At 35.6% G+C, this 18,392-nt stretch carries 16 protein-coding genes; 5 read left to right on the top strand and 11 right to left on the bottom strand.

What is annotated here, in order from left to right; all coding sequences use genetic code 11:
- From N4270_RS06750 to tpx, 3 genes are all read right to left on the bottom strand, one after another.
- Nucleotides 1–2,400 carry a DNA translocase FtsK gene (locus tag N4270_RS06750; RefSeq protein ID WP_260096226.1) on the bottom strand — a complete coding sequence of 800 codons (2,400 nt, stop codon included), beginning with the start codon at nt 2,398–2,400 and terminating at the stop codon, nt 1–3.
- A gap of 166 nt (nt 2,401–2,566) precedes the next feature.
- Nucleotides 2,567–2,935 carry a diacylglycerol kinase gene (locus N4270_RS06755; RefSeq protein ID WP_260096228.1) on the bottom strand — a complete coding sequence of 123 codons (369 nt, stop codon included), beginning with the start codon at nt 2,933–2,935 and terminating at the stop codon, nt 2,567–2,569.
- Nucleotides 2,936–3,002: 67 nt separating this feature from the next.
- The gene (tpx, locus tag N4270_RS06760) at nt 3,003–3,503 is read right to left on the bottom strand and encodes a thiol peroxidase (RefSeq protein ID WP_260096230.1); all 501 of its coding nucleotides are present in this window, start codon (nt 3,501–3,503) and stop codon (nt 3,003–3,005) included.
- A gap of 147 nt (nt 3,504–3,650) precedes the next feature.
- On the opposite strand from tpx, the gene N4270_RS06765 reads away from it, so the two are divergent.
- On the top strand, nt 3,651–4,361 hold the full coding sequence (locus N4270_RS06765; protein ID WP_260096233.1) for a flavodoxin family protein: 711 nt from the start codon (nt 3,651–3,653) through the stop codon (nt 4,359–4,361).
- Here N4270_RS06765 and N4270_RS06770 read toward each other — a convergent pair whose 3' ends face one another.
- Nucleotides 4,362–5,213, bottom strand: a complete 852-nt coding sequence (locus tag N4270_RS06770; RefSeq protein ID WP_260096235.1) for a phosphatase PAP2 family protein — start codon at nt 5,211–5,213, stop codon at nt 4,362–4,364.
- 6 nt (nt 5,214–5,219) lie between these two features.
- Entirely contained in the window at nt 5,220–7,646 is a 2,427-nt protein-coding gene (gene pheT / locus N4270_RS06775) for a phenylalanine--tRNA ligase subunit beta (RefSeq protein ID WP_260096237.1), read from the bottom strand.
- A 201-nt stretch (nt 7,647–7,847) separates the two neighbouring features.
- Here pheT and N4270_RS06780 point away from each other — a divergent pair, with 201 nt between their 5' ends.
- Nucleotides 7,848–9,062, top strand: a complete 1,215-nt coding sequence (locus N4270_RS06780) for a peroxiredoxin (RefSeq protein WP_260096691.1) — start codon at nt 7,848–7,850, stop codon at nt 9,060–9,062.
- Between the two features lie 10 nt (nt 9,063–9,072).
- On the opposite strand, the gene N4270_RS06785 is transcribed toward N4270_RS06780, so the two are convergent.
- The 4 genes from N4270_RS06785 to N4270_RS06800 all read right to left on the bottom strand — a co-directional run bounded on the left by N4270_RS06785 (nt 9,073) and on the right by N4270_RS06800 (nt 11,402).
- The gene (locus N4270_RS06785; protein ID WP_260096238.1) at nt 9,073–9,681 is read right to left on the bottom strand and encodes a MarC family protein; all 609 of its coding nucleotides are present in this window, start codon (nt 9,679–9,681) and stop codon (nt 9,073–9,075) included.
- Between the two features lie 70 nt (nt 9,682–9,751).
- Nucleotides 9,752–10,228 carry a hypothetical protein gene (locus tag N4270_RS06790; protein ID WP_260096240.1) on the bottom strand — a complete coding sequence of 159 codons (477 nt, stop codon included), beginning with the start codon at nt 10,226–10,228 and terminating at the stop codon, nt 9,752–9,754.
- 101 nt (nt 10,229–10,329) lie between these two features.
- Complete coding sequence (locus N4270_RS06795) at nt 10,330–10,689, bottom strand: hypothetical protein (protein WP_260096242.1); 360 nt, start codon at nt 10,687–10,689, stop codon at nt 10,330–10,332.
- A 131-nt stretch (nt 10,690–10,820) separates the two neighbouring features.
- Nucleotides 10,821–11,402: a tRNA-(ms[2]io[6]A)-hydroxylase gene (locus N4270_RS06800; RefSeq protein WP_260096244.1), complete on the bottom strand. Its 582-nt coding sequence runs from the start codon at nt 11,400–11,402 to the stop codon at nt 10,821–10,823.
- A gap of 156 nt (nt 11,403–11,558) precedes the next feature.
- On the opposite strand from N4270_RS06800, the gene N4270_RS06805 reads away from it, so the two are divergent.
- A complete protein-coding gene (locus tag N4270_RS06805; RefSeq protein WP_260096246.1) occupies nt 11,559–12,650 on the top strand; it encodes a DUF2911 domain-containing protein in 1,092 nt (363 codons plus the stop codon).
- An 81-nt stretch (nt 12,651–12,731) separates the two neighbouring features.
- On the opposite strand, the gene recG is transcribed toward N4270_RS06805, so the two are convergent.
- Nucleotides 12,732–14,834, bottom strand: a complete 2,103-nt coding sequence (recG, locus tag N4270_RS06810; RefSeq protein WP_260096248.1) for an ATP-dependent DNA helicase RecG — start codon at nt 14,832–14,834, stop codon at nt 12,732–12,734.
- Nucleotides 14,835–14,942: 108 nt separating this feature from the next.
- Here recG and N4270_RS06815 point away from each other — a divergent pair, with 108 nt between their 5' ends.
- Both N4270_RS06815 and N4270_RS06820 read left to right on the top strand, forming a co-directional pair.
- Nucleotides 14,943–16,934, top strand: a complete 1,992-nt coding sequence (locus tag N4270_RS06815; RefSeq protein WP_260096250.1) for a M1 family metallopeptidase — start codon at nt 14,943–14,945, stop codon at nt 16,932–16,934.
- A 1-nt stretch (nt 16,935) separates the two neighbouring features.
- The gene (locus tag N4270_RS06820) at nt 16,936–17,835 is read left to right on the top strand and encodes a patatin family protein (RefSeq protein ID WP_260096251.1); all 900 of its coding nucleotides are present in this window, start codon (nt 16,936–16,938) and stop codon (nt 17,833–17,835) included.
- Nucleotides 17,836–17,837: 2 nt separating this feature from the next.
- On the opposite strand, the gene N4270_RS06825 is transcribed toward N4270_RS06820, so the two are convergent.
- Nucleotides 17,838–18,356 carry a hypothetical protein gene (locus N4270_RS06825; protein WP_260096252.1) on the bottom strand — a complete coding sequence of 173 codons (519 nt, stop codon included), beginning with the start codon at nt 18,354–18,356 and terminating at the stop codon, nt 17,838–17,840.
- Between the last annotated feature and the right edge of the window lie 36 nt (nt 18,357–18,392).

The following is an 18,392-nucleotide window of genomic DNA, read 5'->3' on the forward strand; positions in this document are numbered from 1 at the left end:
TTAAATTTCGTTAGCTAATAATTCATCCAGAGCAACTAAATCGGGTACTAAAACTTGTCGCGCTTTACTACCTTCAAAACCACCAACAATTCCGGCGGCTTCTAATTGGTCTATTAAACGACCAGCTCTGTTGTAGCCTAATTTTAATTTACGTTGTAATAGAGAGGCCGATCCTTGTTGTGCGGTGACAATAATTTCGGCAGCTTCTCGAAACAACTTATCTCTATCTTCTATATTATTATCAAGACTTGTGCCACTTTCTTCACCTACATACTCCGGAAGTAAATAAGCTTCAGGATATGCTTTTTGTCCGCCAATAAATTCCGTGATTTTTTCAACTTCAGGCGTGTCAACAAAGGCACACTGAATACGCGTGATATCATTACCTTGAGTGTATAACATGTCTCCACGACCAATTAATTGATCTGCTCCTGAACCATCTAAAATGGTACGCGAATCAATTTTAGAAGTTACTCTAAACGCAATACGAGCCGGGAAATTGGCTTTAATTATACCTGTGATGACATTCACCGACGGACGCTGCGTAGCGATAATTAAATGAATACCAATAGCACGTGCCAGTTGCGCTAAACGAGCAATAGGAGTTTCGACTTCTTTTCCAGCAGTCATAATTAAATCGGCAAACTCATCAACAACCAAAACAATATAAGGTAAGAATTGATGGCCGTCATTCGGATTTAATTTTCGAGCTTTAAATTTAGCGTTGTATTCTTTAAGGTTACGACATAATGCGTTTTTAAGCATTTCGTAACGGTTATCCATTTCAATACAAAGTGAATTTAACGTATTGATAACTTTGGTATTATCGGTTATAATCGCGTCTTCACTATCTGGTAATTTTGCCAAGTAATGACGTTCAATTTTATTAAATAAGGTTAATTCTACCTTTTTAGGATCAACGAGTACAAATTTAACTTCGGCTGGATGTTTTTTGTACAGTAAAGAAGTGAGGACCGCATTTAAACCAACCGATTTACCTTGACCTGTTGCACCAGCCATAAGCATGTGCGGCATTTTTGCTAAATCGACCACAAAAGTTTCATTGCTAATGGTTTTACCAAAGGCAATAGGAAGTTCCATTTCAGATTTTTGAAATCTCTGCGAGGCAATGACTGAACGCATCGAAACTATCGTCGAATTTTTATTAGGCACTTCAATACCAATGGTGCCTTTTCCAGGAATTGGCGCAATGATACGAATCCCTAATGCCGAAAGGGATAAAGCAATATCGTCTTCTAAGTTTTTAATTTTAGAAATACGAACGCCTGCTTCTGGTACAATTTCATATAAGGTTACCGTTGGACCAATCGTGGCTTTAATACTTGCAATACCAATTTTGTAGTTGTTAAGTGTTTCTACAATTCGGTTTTTATTTTCTTCAAGTTCCTCTTGATTAATAGTAATGCCTTCGGTGTCGTATTTTTTTAATAAGTCTAAAGGCGGAAACTGAAACTTGCTCAATTCTAATGTCGGATCAAATTGTCCGAAATCTTCAACCAGCTTATCAGATAGATTATCCACTTCTGAAACTTCCTCTTCAACAGTTTCTATTTCTATATCTAAATCTGTTTCTTTTTTATGGGCTTCGGAAGGCGTTGTTTTAAGTTCGGGTTCTAATGGTTTTTTAATAATTGGTTCAGGCTTAGAAGTTGTGTCCTCTTTAGAATCCTCAACATGAAGCTCAAAAGCCGATTTGATGTCTTCAGCTTCAGCAGATAAATCGTTATCAACAGAAAAAACCTGATCGTTGTCAGATGTTTGTATTTCTGTTTTAATATCGCGTTTTGCTCTTTTAAAGAGTTTTACAAAGGTCTCTCCGTTGATGCCAAATCTAATAGCGAGATAGGAGATAAGGACAAATACTAATAAAAGAACGGTTCCTATTTTACCAATATAATCCTGAAAAAACGAATTCATTTCAAACCCTATAACGCCGCCTAGTGTATCGTACTTATGAGCGAAAAATCCAAAAAACACCGATAGCCAAATGACAATCAACGTGCCCCAAATCCAGTGACGACGTAAACGTGCCTTGTTAATATCTAATGTGATGTAAATTCCAGAAAGAAAAATTAACCCTGAAAATATAAACGAAGCGACTCCAAAGCCTTTATTAATAAAAAGATTACTTACCCAAGCACCAACCTTATTAAGCCAGTTTTGGGCTTCAACTTCTCGAGATGCCATTTCAGATAAGGTACTTTGGTCTGCTTTACCTGTAAAGAAAAAAGATAAGAACGCGATAAACATTAAAACACCAATAATAATCAGTAAACTACCAAATATCAGTTTTTGTTGACTGGATAGTTTAAAACTCGGTTTTTTAAATTTAGGCGTGGCTTTAGCTTTGCTTTTAGTCTTAGTTTTTTTCTTCGCCATGTTCACTTTCCGCGACTACGGAAATCTTAATTAGTTTAAAATTCTGCTACTGAAATGCATTCAGCAATATGTCGTTTGCACAACAAAACAAAAATACAAATTACTAACGTTTATCCTAGTGTAAAAGTATTTAAAGCCCAATTAATATAAGAAATTGTATAAGGCGCTATAATAGTTTAGGAATATAGATAACCAAAGCAGCTATAGCAGCCGAAATTGCTGCAATAAAAACAGCGCCAGCGGCAATATCTTTTATTTTACCAATAGCTTCATGTCTGTCTGGATGCACAAAATCTGAAATGTATTCAATGGCGGTGTTGATGCCTTCTAAGCTCATCACCAAACCTATAAAAGCAATTTGAAAGAGCCATTCGGTCGTAGAAATGTTAAAATAAAACCCAGCAATAGTCACAGCAATAGCACAAAACACTTGAATTTTTATACTCGCTTCGGTTTTGATTAAATACACAGCACCTTTAAAAGCATAACCTATACTTTTAAGTCTGTTGACTAAAAACGATTCTTTTTTTGACATTAACTATAAAAATAACGACACTTTTACTAATTCAAAGCTTTTAAAGCTGCTTTGTAATTGCTTAATATTAATTCAAAGCATCTAACGCTGCTTTGTAATTAGGCTCATCAGCAATTTCAGGGACTTGTTCCGTGTAAACGACTTTGCCTTCAGCATTGATGATAATTACACATCTGGATAATAAGGCTTCAAAAGCACCATCTGTAAAATCTAATCCGTATGATTTTCCGAAGTTACCATCTCTAAAATCAGATAAACTAATAACATTATCTAAACCTTCCGCACCACAAAAACGAGCCATTGCAAAGGGTAAGTCTCTCGAAATACAAAGGACTTTAGTATTGTCTAAATTGCTGGCTGCTTTGTTGAATTCTCTTATAGACTGAGCGCAGGTTCCTGTGTCTACGCTTGGAAATACGTTTAAAACCAGGTTATGTCCTGCATAATCATTAAACGATTTTATGGATAAATCGGTTGCTGTAAGTTTAAAATCTGGAGCAGAAGTTCCTATTGAAGGTAATGTTCCTGATGTATGTACTGTGTCTCCACCTAATGTAACTGTTGCCATGTTTTTTTAATTTTTATGAATGTTAAAATTAAGGATTATTTGAGTCTTAAAGGCAAGGTCGAGATATTATTTTGCAATAGTTTAACAGATGAATTTTGATAAAAGAAACAGTAATGCTTACATTATTGACATTAAATCTTTAAAGCTATGAGTCATTCACATTTTTCAGAATTAAAAGCAGTATTTGTAAACTGTACATTAAAAAAATCACCTCGCCAAAGTCATACCAAAGGCTTGATGGATGTATCAATCAATATTATGAAAAAAGAAGGGGTTGCTGTTGATGAGCTACGACTTGTTGACCATGAGGTCGCTTTTGGAGTTTATCCTGATATGACCGAATATGGCTATGAGTCTGATGAATGGCCAGATCTGTTCAAACGTATATTTGAAGCCGATATTTTAGTTGTAGGAACGCCCATCTGGTTAGGCGAACGGTCTTCTGTAGCGACTCAGTTGATTGAACGTTTGTACGCCATGAGCGGAAAGCAAAATGACAAAGGACAGTATTTGTTTTATGGAAAAGTGGGCGGCTGTATTATTACTGGTAATGAAGATGGTGTTAAACACTGTGCTATGGGCATTCTATATGCTCTGCAACATGTTGGGTATTCCATTCCGCCTCAAGCCGATTGTGGCTGGATAGGTGAGGTTGGACCTGGACCAAGCTATTTAGATGAAGCGTCTAATGCTAAAGCGAACGACTTTACTAATAGAAATACGACATTTATGACTTATAATCTCATGCATTTAGCGCAAATGCTGAAAGATAATAAAGGGTATCCTGCATTGGGGAATTCTAGAAAAGAATGGGATAACGGCAAGCGATGGCGTTTTGAAAATCCAGAGTACAGATAATTAAAAGGTGCCTACAATGCCTATTTGATTCGGACTAAATCTTAAATTCCAGGAAATCTGTTTCTTTTTCTTCGGATACTCATAAGCTTTTTCAGCATTGAGATAATTGTCAATACAATCTACAACGATAATACTTAAGGCAGCACTGAATGTAATATCGGTGAGCCAATGCGCATCGTCAATCAATCTTGAAATAGGTGGAATAGCACCTACAGTATAAATGCCTGCTTTTACCCACGGATTCTCAAATTGTTTAGCAACTGCATGAGCCATAGTGATAGATAACACTGTATGTCCAGACGGAAATGAACGGTATGTAGCTTCGCCAGAAAACGGATTAAATGTATAATTATCAAAGCCTGATCCTGGACGTGCTCTACCTATTGCCGATTTGCTAATCGATTGAATTAATCCTGTTGTTATTGAGGATGAGATGATGAGTACACTCGTTTTTCTAACCTTTTCATTTTTTGTGAGTAAACCAAAGGTATACAAGCCAGCATTGGCCATGAAATAGTTTTGTGGACTCCCAAAATACCAGCCAAAATCTCGTAATATTTTAGGGAAATCTTCTCTGTTGTTTTGTGAAAAGTCACGAATTGGTTCGTCTATTAAACTTAGAGTTGCGGTTCCTGCGATTAAAATTCCTAATTTTCCAAAATCGTCACCTTTCCATTGTACAGGTCGTGATAAGGAGTGAGCAACGCTCTTAACAGTGTATTTAGAATCGTGCTTTAATAAGGACCATATTGATAACGAATCTTGATTTGTACTGGCATCCAGACTTTGAGCAATCAAAGGTGTTGCAGTACATAAAAAAATGAAAGGTAAAATTAAAACTCTAAAAATCAATCGTATTTATCTTAGTTCGGCACCAAGCTGTTTTTCAAAATTAGCTTGAAGCTTAGTCATTATTTTATCGATTTGTTTATCGGTTAATGTTTTGTGCTCGTCCTGAATAGTAAAACTAACCGCATAACTCTTTTTGCCTTTAGGAAGGTTTTTTCCTTGATACACATCAAATAAGTCTACATCTTTTAGCAATTGCTTTTCGGTTTGCATGGCTATTTTATCGATATCTTCAAACTTGATAGCTTCGTCTAACAATAGTGCAAAGTCACGACGAACTTCTGGGTATTTAGGAATGCCTTTAAACTTAATGTCATTGTGCTTTGCCATATCTAAAACATTATCCCAATTGAAATCAGCAAACAAAACTTCTTGTGAAATCCCAAAGTGTTTCAGAATCTTTTTACTCACGATACCAAAATCTACTAGTTTAGTTTTTCCTAAAGACAAGCTGATACCTTCACTAAAAACATCATTTTTAATAGGAGAGACCTTATATCTCGATAAGCCTAAACGTTTTAAGGTTGCATTAACAATTCCTTTTAAATAAAAGAAATCACTTTGTTGTACTTGTGTATTCCAGCGTTGCGAACTTTTGTTTCCAGTAATTAAAACCGATAAATGCTTATATTCTTCACGTTGCTCATTAAAGCTGTGATAGGTTTTTCCAAATTCATATAATTTGAGACTATCACGTTTTCTATTAATATTATAGCTCACAGCTTCTAAACCAGAAAACAATAAGCTTTGGCGCATCACACTTAAGTCGTTGCTAAGCGGATTTAACATCACTACATTGTGTTCTTCTTTTAATTGCTCGCTTAATTCAATATATTTTGGTGTGGTTAACGAATTGGATAATATCTCGTAAAAACCTTGAGACGCTAACTGATTTCCTATCACATTTTGAAGTCTGTAATCTTCAAATTTTGAGGTATTAGAAATAGAAGCGTTTAACTTTTCAGTGGTATTAATATTATTGTAACCATAAACACGTAACACTTCTTCAATCACATCAGCTTCACGTTGTACATCGTTTCTATAAGCAGGAACGGTAAGCCCTAGTCCAGCTTCAGTTACGTTATTAACTTTAATGTCTAAAGATGTTAAAATACTTTTAATGGTTTCTTTCGGAATTTCTTCTCCAATAAGTTTTCTGGCATTGTCGAAACTTAAACGGACTTGAAAATCTTCTATTTTTTTCGGATAAAAATCCATTACATCACTTGAGATTTCACCACCAGCTATATCAAGAATCATAAGAGCTGCACGTTTAAGCGCATAGTCTGTAATATTTGGATCAATACCTCTTTCAAACCTAAAAGACGCATCAGTATTGAGTCCGTGACGTTTGGCTGTTTTTCTGATACTCACCGGATTGAAATACGCACTTTCTAAAAAGATGCTTGTTGTGCCTTCAGAAACACCAGAATGAATGCCTCCAAAAACACCAGCGATACACATCGGCTTTTCGCCATCGCAAATCATCAAATCTTCGGCATGTAATTCACGTTCAACACCATCAAGAGTCGTGAACTTTGTGCCTTTAGTAAGTGTTTTAACAATAACCTTGTTTTCAGAGATTTTAGCAGCATCAAAGGCGTGTAACGGCTGACCTAGCTCATGCAATACATAATTGGTAATATCGACTATGTTGTTGATAGGCGCTAAACCAATAGCTTTAAGTCGGTGTTGCAACCAAGCAGGAGATGCTTCAACTTTGAGTCCGCTAATAGTCACACCACAATATCGAGGTGCTAAGTCGTAATTTTTAACATCGATATCAATTTTTAATGGTCGGCTATCCACATGAAATGAACTAACCGAAGGTGTAATCAACTCCGTGTTGATGTCTTTTTGTAATAAACCCGCTTTTAAATCGCGCGCAACACCATAATGGCTCATGGCATCTGCTCGGTTTGGTGTAAGACCGATTTCAAAAACCTGATCATTTTCAATGTCAAATATCGTTGCAGCAGGCGTTCCTGCTTTAAGATTCTTGTCTAAAACTAGAATACCATCATGAGATTTTCCAAGACCAAGTTCGTCTTCGGCACAAATCATTCCGTGGCTTTCTTCACCTCTAATTTTTCCTTTTTTGATTTTCCAAGCTTCGCCAGTTTCTGTATATAATGTAGTGCCTATAGTGGCTACAGGAACTTTTTGTCCGGCAGCAACATTAGGAGCGCCACAAACAATTTGCAACGGATCGCCAGAACCTATATCGACTGTCGTAACTTTTAATCGGTCTGCATTTGGATGCTGAGCACAGGTTAGGACTTCGCCAACAACTATGCCTTCTAGACCTCCTTTTACAGATTGGTAAGTTTCAATGCCTTCAATTTCTAATCCTAAATCGGTTAATAATTCGCCTGTTTTTTCTGCAGGCCAATCGGTTTTTAAAAATTGTTTTAACCAGTTATATGATATTTTCATCGTCTTGTTTTGTCAATTGACAAAGATAATAATACTAATAATTTCAAGCTGTGCATTTGCATAAAAATTCAGGGAATCTTTTATTTTTCTTCGGAAGTATAAAATTTCCACAAAATGAGTTATTATGAAACAAAGTGCAGACCTTGTTTGTAAGAATTATATCTTTGTCGGGACTACATTTATTTAAATAGGAAAATTATGATGCGAAAACTGTTTGTAATATTAGTTTTAGGGATGCTGTTTAGCTGTAATATGAATCGTCCTGAAGCCCTGAAAGAAGGGGTTTGGAGAGCAGAATTACAACTTACAGAACAAGACGTATTACCGTTTAATTTTGAAGTGACCTCTCGTGATGCACTTAAAATTTTCAACGCCGATGAAGTTATCATGGTAACAGATATTAATTATTCTAATGATTCAATAGTGATTAAAGCGCCTGTTTTTGAAGGTTATATCAAAGCAGCAGTAAAAGATGGTGCTTTGCAAGGCCATTTTATTAAAGAAAGTTTAGATCGTGTGGTTCCTTTTTCTGCGGAATTTGGTACTAAAACCCGTTTTGATGTCAATTCAGAAACAGCTAAAGCAAATGTAGCTGGCAATTGGGAGACTGTTTTTAGTCCGGATGCTGAAGGTGATACTTATATTGCTAAAGGAATTTTTGAGCAAAAGGGAACCAAAGTGACAGGGACTTTTAGAACCACAACAGGTGATTATCGTTATCTGGAAGGTGTTATGGATGGCAGTACCATGAAATTATCAACGTTTGATGGCGCACATGCTTTTTTGTTTACTGCGGAAGTGACCGATAGCACTATGAATGGCATGTTTTACTCAGGAAATCATTGGAAAGAACCATTTGTAGCTCAACGAAATGAACACTACGAATTGCCTGATGCCAACGAATTAACTTTTTTAAATGAAGGATATGATAGTTTAGAATTTACTTTTCCAGATGCTCATGGTAATCCAGTGTCACTGTCTGATGCACAGTTTAAAAACAAAGTGGTGGTGGTTCAAATTATGGGAACCTGGTGTCCTAATTGTTTGGATGAAAGTAAATACTATTCTGAATTTTATAATCATAATTCAGATAAAGATATAGCATTTGTGGCTTTAGCCTTTGAATATGCAAAAACGGAAGCCAAAGCCTTTGAAAGTATCAAGCGATTGCAAAATGATGTAGGGATAAAATATCCAATTTTATTAGCTCAATATGGTACGTCCAGTAAAGTTGAAGCGCAAAAGAAATTACCTATGTTAAATCACGTGTTGTCGTATCCAACATCTATATTTATTGATAAAACAGGGAAAGTGCGTAAAATTCATACCGGATTTAACGGTCCGGCAACAGGAGAAAAATTCATAGCATTTAAAAGAGAATTTCAAGAGTTTATAGATGCACTTTTAGCTGAGTAAACTATAAGACTTAGGTGAAAAAAAAGTCTTTTACACCAGTTAAAATACTTTGAATAGCATAAGATGCCAGTATTAGTCCCATGACTTTACTAATGACTGTAATCCCGTAATCTCCAATTTTTTTCTGAACAAAATTAGCCGCAAGTAATAGAAGGCAAGTTATGGTGATCACGAACAATACTAATAAAGTAGTTATGATTTGTTGTTGTATGGAGTAAATATGATTGTCGGTCATTAACACTACAGCCATAATCGCTCCTGGTGAGGCTATCGACGGAATGGCGACTGGAAATATAGTAACGTGTTTATAGTCTTTTATGGAGTGTTTTTCGTTTTCAGGTTTTCCGTCTCCAAAAATCATTGTTAAAGCAAATAGAAATAAAATGACACCTCCCGAAATTTGAAAAGCATCGAGAGAAACTTCCATACCTTCTAGAATTAATTGTCCGATAAGTATAAAAAATAACAAAATAAAAAAGGCGATTACTGAAGCGCGAATAGCAATTTTTACTTTATGTTTTTTGTCAAATTGCTTTGTTGCTTCTAAGTATACAGGAACCGAGCCTAAGGGATCTATAACAGCAATTAAAAAAAATATTGAGGTAATAAGTTCTATCATAAAAAAGTCTAAAAATCAATTAAGCCTTAATATAGTATATCAAGGCTTAATATGATAAAATACAGAAAAATTATTTCAAACTATTTTGAATAAGGCGTTCCCATTTGTGTAGGACGTCTAATTCGCCATCGAGTTGAAAATCGCTTTCCTGATTGTAAATTTCAATAGCCTCATGGGCTTTTGAATGATGTTTTGGATTTAAAATTAATTGCAGTTTTGCGATTTGTTCAGACTTGTTTTGAGGACTGGCCTTTTTTGATTTTAAAATGCCACAACTGGTAAATTCATTAAGATCAAAATGTTGAGCAATAATGTTAGAGTTGTCTTTTTTGTAAAAGAACAAGCGCTTCGTTTCAGAATCCATTCCTATGGCGAAATTTCTAAAAACATCATATTCAGAAAGTGTAGCGTGATGCTGGTTGGTTAATGTTTTTAAAGCTTTTAAAAGGTTTTTTTCTTTTTTCTTTTGCTGTTGTTGTATTAGTGCGACAGGAGCCACAACGAGTAACAACAATACGGCTGATGTTATTGTTATTCCTAAATTCATTTTTTAAAATTTTAAAATTATAGTATTCTTATTCTGGCATTGTGTAATTACAATGCTTGGGTAGTTTTTGTCATTAAATGACAGTTAATAAGGAAGTAAGATTACCAGAATGTATGAAAAGGAAATATAATATCAGTACTTAAAAAACTCAAAAACAGTTGTCTTGAGTATTGCTTGTATTTGTTGCGTTTTATTAAGGTTTGATGCTTATTGATATAAGATTTGATATCTGCATCATTAAGTTCTTTAGCATATACAGGTGTTACAATGTGCTGTACATGTGAAGCTATTCTCTCAAACGAATCGTTTGTGTGAAGATAACTAGTTGGTTTCACAGATGAATGCTCAATAGTATGCTTAGAGACTTCAAAATGCGAGGTCTCATTTAAGCTAATCGTATTGCTTGGGTAAGCTGTAAAAAAGCAGCTAGCAAATACAAAAGTTAAAAATGTTGTGAGCATAGTTTTCATGCTACAAAGCTAATCATTTTGAGTATTTGAAATGTTATTTTTATGATAAAAAACATCTACATGAAATTTGCCTTCAAAAGTGTTTTTTAATAGAAAATCAAGGGTGTCGTATCGATTGGAAATTAACCGTGAATGGTTTCAGATGTTCCGTAGCTTTTAATAAGTTCACCTTCAAATTCAACTAGCGCTTTCCAGCGTTGATCAACATCAATGTCTTGACCGTATTTTCTGGCGAACGTTATGAATGTTGTGTAATGACCTGCTTCGCTAACCATTAAATCGTAATAAAATTTAGAAAGTTCTTTGTCTTTAATGCGTTCTGATAAAAGTTTAAAACGTTCACAGCTCCTGGCTTCTATCATAGCCGAAAATAGTAAGCGGTCAACCATACTTTGAACTCGGTTACCACCTTTATTCATAAACTTGTACAACTCGTTTACATAATGGTCTTTGCGCTCTCTTCCGAGTTTGTAGCCTCTTTTTTTAATAATATTGTGAACCATTTGAAAATGCTCTAATTCTTCTTTGGCTAATTCAAGCAACTCGGTGACCATGTCTTCATATTGCGGATTATGAGTAATGATAGTAATGGCATTCGTGGCGGCCTTTTGTTCACACCAAGCATGATCTGTGAGGATTTCTTCAATATGTTCTTCGGCAATAGTTGCCCAACGAGGATCGGTTTCTAATTTGAGATGTAGCATGTTTTTCTGTTCGTGTACGGAGTAAATATACTGATATAATTTTCGCAAAAAAATGTTAATTAACATTAATGCTGAGTTCTTTAACAAGTCTGTAACACAGAGGGTTTCGATTTGTTTATACCTTAAACTTGAATTTTAACTAATACAATCAAAATCATGAAAGTCAAAACAATTACTCAACTATTTTTATGTGCACTGCTATTTATTAGTGTAGACGCATTTGCACAATTAAACACACCACGTGGAAGTCAGTTAGCTACCATATCACAACGTGTAGGCGTATCTGATGTTTCAATTACTTATTCCAGACCAAGTGTTAAAGGACGAGAAATTTGGGGGAAACTGGTGCCTTATGGAATGAACAATTTAGGTTTCGGTACTGCGACTGCTGCTCCTTGGCGTGCTGGTGCAAATGAAAACACAACAATTACCTTTTCTCACGATGCTTTAGTTGAAGGAAAGCCTATTAAAGCAGGAACTTACGGTTTGCATTATGAAGTAAAACCTGACCAAACGGCTACTTTAATTCTTTCTGAAGATGCAGAGGCTTGGGGAAGCTTTTTTTATGATAAATCTAAAGATGCTTTACGAGCAGATATTAAAACAACAAAAGTACCACATCACGAATTGCTTACGTTTGAGTTTAATGAAGTCGGGAATAATTCTGCAGTTGCTTCATTAGCTTGGGGAGAAAAGGCGTTTCCTTTTACGGTAACTTTTGATGTTACAGATATTGTTTTAAGTGACTGGAGACGAAATTCAAAGGGGCAAGCAGGATTTCAACGTCAAAATTGGGAGCAGGCTGCTAATTATGCTTTGGCTAATGGAGGTGATGCAAATGAAGCATTAGAATGGGTGGATAAAGCGATTGCAGGTCAGTTTTTTAGTCAGAAAACATTCAATAATTTAGCTATTAAAGCACAGCTTCTAAATAAATTAGGAAAAACAGACGAGTTTGAAGCCATTATGGATGAGGCGTCTAATTTAGCTAATGCCAATCAGTTAAATGCATTAGGTTATCAAATGTTAGGTATTAAAGATTATGATAGAGCGCTGACTTATTTTAAGAGAGCCGTAGAATTAGATCCTACAAATCCTAATGTTTATGATAGTTTGGGTGAGGCTTATAAAACTATGGGGAATAAAAAAGAGGCGATCAAAAATTTCAAAAAATCACTTTCTATGAATCCGCCACCAAACGTTAAGGCAAATTCAGAAAAACATTTAAAAGAGCTAGGAGCATTATAAAAATTTCATCAATCAACTTAACAATCAAAAATATCTAAATGATATTTTAAACTCAACCTTAATCAAAGAGGTTGAGTTTTTTTATGATATATAATTCCATATGTTTTTGTATTTGCTCAGTTCACGATAGGTCTTTAAAATAACTTTGTGTTCTGGTAAGGCAAGCGAAGGATCGTTGGTTAATATTTTTTTAGCATAAAAACGAGCGCTTTGTAAGATGTCTTTATCTTTAATGATGTTAGCGATTTTTAGATTTAAAACACCGCTTTGTTGGGTGCCCATGATATCGCCGGGACCGCGAAGTTTTAAATCGACTTCAGCAATTTCAAATCCGTCACTTGTCCGTGTCATCGTCTCCAGCCTGGTTTTACTGTCTTGACTCAGTTTGTGTCCGGTCATTAAAATACAGTAGCTTTGTTCGGCACCTCGACCAACACGACCTCTAAGTTGGTGCAATTGGGCTAAGCCAAAACGTTCGGCGCTTTCAATGATCATTACAGAAGCATTTGGCACGTTAACACCGACTTCAATTACGGTTGTGGCGACCATGATTTGAGTTTCACCTTTTACAAATCGCTGCATCTCATAATCTTTATCTGCAGGTTTCATTTTGCCATGAACAATGGAGATTTGATATTTAGGTTGTGGAAACTCCCTTACAATGCTTTCGTAGCCATCCATTAAATCTTTATAGTCTAAAGCCGAACTTTCTTGAATGAGCGGATACACAATATAAATCTGTCTGCCTTTCTCAATTTCATCACGCATAAACCGCAGCACTTTAAGTCGGTTTTTATCATAACGATGAACCGTTTTTATAGCTTGCCTTCCTGGTGGTAATTCATCTATAATTGAGATGTCTAAATCACCATAAACCGACATGGCTAAAGTTCTCGGAATTGGTGTTGCAGTCATCACTAAAATATGAGGAGGTGAGGTGTTTTTTTTCCATAATTTAGAACGTTGTGCAACGCCAAATCGATGTTGCTCGTCAATAATAGCGAGTCCTAAATTTTTAAATTTCACCTTATCTTCAAGTAGGGCATGAGTGCCAATTAAGAGTTGTAATTCGCCATTTTCTAAAGATTCGTGAATTTTTTTTCTTTCTGAAGTGTTAGTTGAACCAGTAAGTAGTTTTATGCTGATATTCAGTTTTTTAGATAATTCATATAAACCTTGATAGTGTTGAACTGACAAAATTTCAGTCGGAGCCATTAAGCAAGCCTGAAAACCGTTGTCAAGTGCCATGAGCATTGACATGAAGGCTACTATTGTTTTTCCGGAACCTACATCGCCTTGTAATAAGCGATTCATTTGTGCGTTGCTTCCTAAATCGTGTCTAATTTCTTTAATCACCCGCTTTTGAGCATTGGTTAAATTGAAAGGCAAATGTGTTTTGTAGAAGCTGTTAAAATAATCACCAACCAACTCAAAAGGAAATCCTTTTATTTTAGATTTATGAATGAGATTTTTTAAAATTAACTGCAATTGGATGTAGAATAATTCTTCAAATTTTAGTCTGAATTCTGCACCTGATAAAAGGGTTTGATTTTTCGGAAAATGGATGTTAAAAAGTGCGTCACTTTTGGGTAGCAATTTGAGTTCAGAAATAAGGTGGTCTGGGAGTGTTTCAGAAAAGCGTCCTTTGGTTTCCAGGAACAGATTCTGCATAATTTTGCTTAGCACGCGATTACTGATGCCCTTATTGGCTAATTTTTCAGTAGACGGATATACCGCTTGCATGGAAGAACGGAGGTTCTTTTCGTGTTCGTTTAAAAGTTCTAACTCGGGATGTGGCATGTTGAAAACGCCATTAAACCAGTTGATTTTTCCGAAGATAACATAAGGTGTGTTGAGTTTGATGCTGTCTCGGATCCATTTTTGACCACGAAACCAAACCAGTTCTATGGTTCCGGTGTCGTCTTGAAATTTACCAATTAACCGTTTGCCTCGTTTTTGAGCGATTTCTCTAAATCCTGTGAGTTTTCCAATAATTTGAACTTCAGCGTTATGTCTTTGTAATTCATTGATTTTGTAATATTTGGTGCGATCTAAATAGCGGTTTGGAAAAAGGTTAATCAAATCCTGATAGCTGTGAATTCCCAGTTCGCTTCGCAGTAAATCTGCGCGATTGGGACCAACACCTTTTAGATAATCGATAGGAGTTTGAAGATTAACACTCATTAGGCGAATTTAATTAATTATAAGTAAAATTTAAATCTCAAAGCGGTGTATCTTTCTTCTTTGTTGGTAAAAATTGTATTTTGGTCTCATCTTTGTTAAAACCTACACATGAATCGATTGTTTCAGCTTTTTTTTATTCTGATTTTTTGCGGATCTATAACAGCGCAGCAAACAGATTATGTGGATTTTTTATCTGTAAAGGCTGATGTTCGTTTTGATTTTGAGACGAAAAGAGTGAGTGCTTCTGTAGATTATAAGTTTAAAATCCTGAAGGAAACGGATTCGATATACTTAGATGTGAGGGATAATATTGATCATTATGAATTACACGATAGTAATTTTAAATTACGTGACAATCTTAATGGTAACCGCTTGGTTTTTAATTATACTAATGAATTGGTTAGGGATTCTATCTACGAATTTAAATTGATTTATTTTTTATACCCTAAAAAAGCGCTATACTTTATTGATGATCAAATCTGGACCCAAGGTCAAGGAAAATATACCAGTAATTGGTTGCCAAGCATCGATGATGTCAATGATAAAATTGAATTTGATATATCTATTTCTTATAAAAATGGTTACGAAGTTTTAGCGAATGGTAAGCTGGTTGATAAAGAAATCGGTGATACATATACCACTTGGCATTACAATATGCAAAAGCCTATGTCTAGTTATTTGGTGGCGCTTGCAATAGGTAATTATGATAAAAAAACGGAGGTTTCTAAAAGCGGAATTCCTCTTGAATACTACTATTATCCTGAAGATTCTTTAAAAGTTGAGCCGACCTACCGTTATACAAAGCAAATGTTTGATTTTCTGGAAGAAGAAATAGGGGTTTCCTATCCTTGGCAGAATTATAAACAGGTTCCTGTGAAAGACTTTTTGTATTCAGGAATGGAAAATACGAGTCTTACGATTTTTTCAGACAGTTTTGTGGTCGATTCTACCGCATATAACGATAGAAATTACATTACGGTTAATGCGCATGAATTGGCGCATCAATGGTTTGGAGATTTGGTGACAGCTACATCTGGTGAGCATCATTGGCTTCAGGAAGGTTTTGCAACCTATTATGCGTTGTTGGCTGAACGCGCTATTTTTGGAGACGATCATTATTATTGGCAGCTATTTGAAAACGCTCAGGAATTAATTGCTCAAGATGCGGCAGGGCAAAGCACATCGTTATTGAATCCAAAATCAAGTAGTACTACATTTTATAAAAAGGGAGCTTGGGCTTTGCATATATTAAGAGAAAAAGTTGGTGATACGGCTTTTAAATCGGCGGTTAAAGCCTATCTCGAAAAACATCAGTTTGCCAATGTGGAGACCACAGATTTTATTGCTGAAGTAGAGCAGGCGAGCGGTTTGGATCTGACCGAATTTGTTAATGAATGGCTGGTGAGCAAGGCGTTACCTGAAGATGCAATGGTGAAAAGTCTGAAACAATCTTCATTCATGCAGGAATATTTTATGGTCGATTGTGAGGCGTATTCTTCCAAATGCGAAACCTATCTCTCGTCTTATATTTCTGATAAAGCAAAAGTAAAAGTGATCAGTCAGATATCTGATAAAATCAAAGCGGATGCCTTTCAGAATGGTTTAAAAGTCAGGCAAGCTATCGCGCGATATGTTGATGAGATTCCTGTAGAATTGAAGTCTGATTATGAAACACTTTTAAATGATAAGTCGTATAACACTATCGAAGCAGCTCTGTATAATTTATGGGTAAATTTTCCTCAAGAAAGAGTAAGATACTTGCAGAAAACCAAAGATATTAAGGGTTTTAACGATTATAATGTGAGATTGCTTTGGTTGGCCTTACATTTAAATACTTTAGAATTTCAGCCCGAAAAAAAGCAGGAGGTTTTACAGGAAGTGATTGGTTATAGTTTGCCTGGACAGCATTTTGAGTTGCGTATGAATGCATTTAATTATTTAAAATTACTTGGCGGATTTGAGGTTAAATCCATAGAAAGTCTTTTGGAGGCTCAAACGCATCACAACTGGAGGTTTTCTAAATATGCAAAAAATTTGATTTCAGAACTAGAACAGAATGCTACATATAAAAATATAATCAATAAGTTAAAAGAAAAATAACGTGAGAGCATTAGTGATATCAGGTGGTGGCAGTAAAGGTGCATTTGCAGGCGGTGTAGCGCAGTATCTTATGGAGGGATTGGGTCGCGACTACGATATGTTTTTAGGAACATCAACCGGAAGCTTGCTGGTGCCACATTTGTCGGTCAATGATATTGGTAAATTGTATGATATATTTACGAATGTTCAGCAGCATGATGTTTTTAGTATTAGTCCCTTTGTACAGCGAAAGAAAGGCGATCGCGAATATGTGTCTATCGATTTTGTTAATTCGTTGTGGCAGTTTATTAGGATGAAGCGCACCTTTGGTGAGAGTAAGGCTTTGAAGCGTAATATCAGACGCAATTTCACCAGGGAAGAATATAATAAAATTCTAGAATCTAAAGAAGATGTTGTAGTGACGGTTTCTAATTTATCGATGAATCGAGTAGAGTATAAGTCGATAAAAGAGTATAGTTATGAGGAGTTTTGTAACTGGATTTGGATTTCGTGCAATTATATTCCTTTTATGTCTTTAGCTAAGGTTAACGGTTATGAATATGCCGATGGTGGCTTGGGTTGTGTGATTCCTATACGGGAAGCAATTTTAAGAGGCGCTACAGAAGTCGATGCTATTGTTTTAGAGTCTGAACAAATGGAGCGTTCAAAAGTGTTGGGTAAAAACCCCTTTTCTTTGATGCTGAATTTATTTGGGCATCTTCTTGATCAGGTAGAGAAGAATGATATTGTTATCGGAAAACTCGCTGCAAAAAACCGAGGTGTTAAGCTTAATTTGTATTACACGCCAACAAGTTTAACTGAAAATTCATTAATTTTTAGCAAAAAACTAATGGTTAAGTGGTGGGCTCAAGGTTATGAGTATGCAAAAAACAAGCACGATAACGAAACGGCTTCAGAGTAAAATTACCAAATATTTGAAACTTCTTCTTTAATAAATGATAGTGCTGCGTCACTCGGCGCTCTTTTATCGATCATATCGGTTATAATCGTTTCACGAAGCTTATCAGCAGAGTCTATTTTTTCAGATTGCGCAACTTTCCTAATCATTTGAATTGTGGCGTTTTTTGCTGTCGATGTAATGCTCCAACATTGGTCTGTAACGTAGATTTGCTGTGATAAATTATGATCAAATTCCTGTTCAATATTTGCTATAAGTAATGATTCGTAATCTTCTTTATTTGAGGAGGTTGGATTAACTCTAAGCAGTAATCTGGAAGGCTTTGTTCTTTCTAGAAATAAGGAGATGCGTTCGTAAGCCTGAAGACGCATGGGTAGACTCTCTTTTTGCAAATCCTTTTGGATTAAAAAGTCGCGACGTCTGCTTTCATTTTCGACATGCTCTCTAAAAAATAAATAGGCAACAGCTCCTGTGATTAGAGCCGGAATTATAAACATTAATAGATTAACTAACTGTTGTTCCATAGTGGGTTTTACGTTTGATTTATTAACTTAATTAGT

It is taken from the genome of Psychroserpens sp. SPM9, from assembly GCF_025153525.1.
GTDB lineage: Bacteria > Bacteroidota > Bacteroidia > Flavobacteriales > Flavobacteriaceae > Psychroserpens.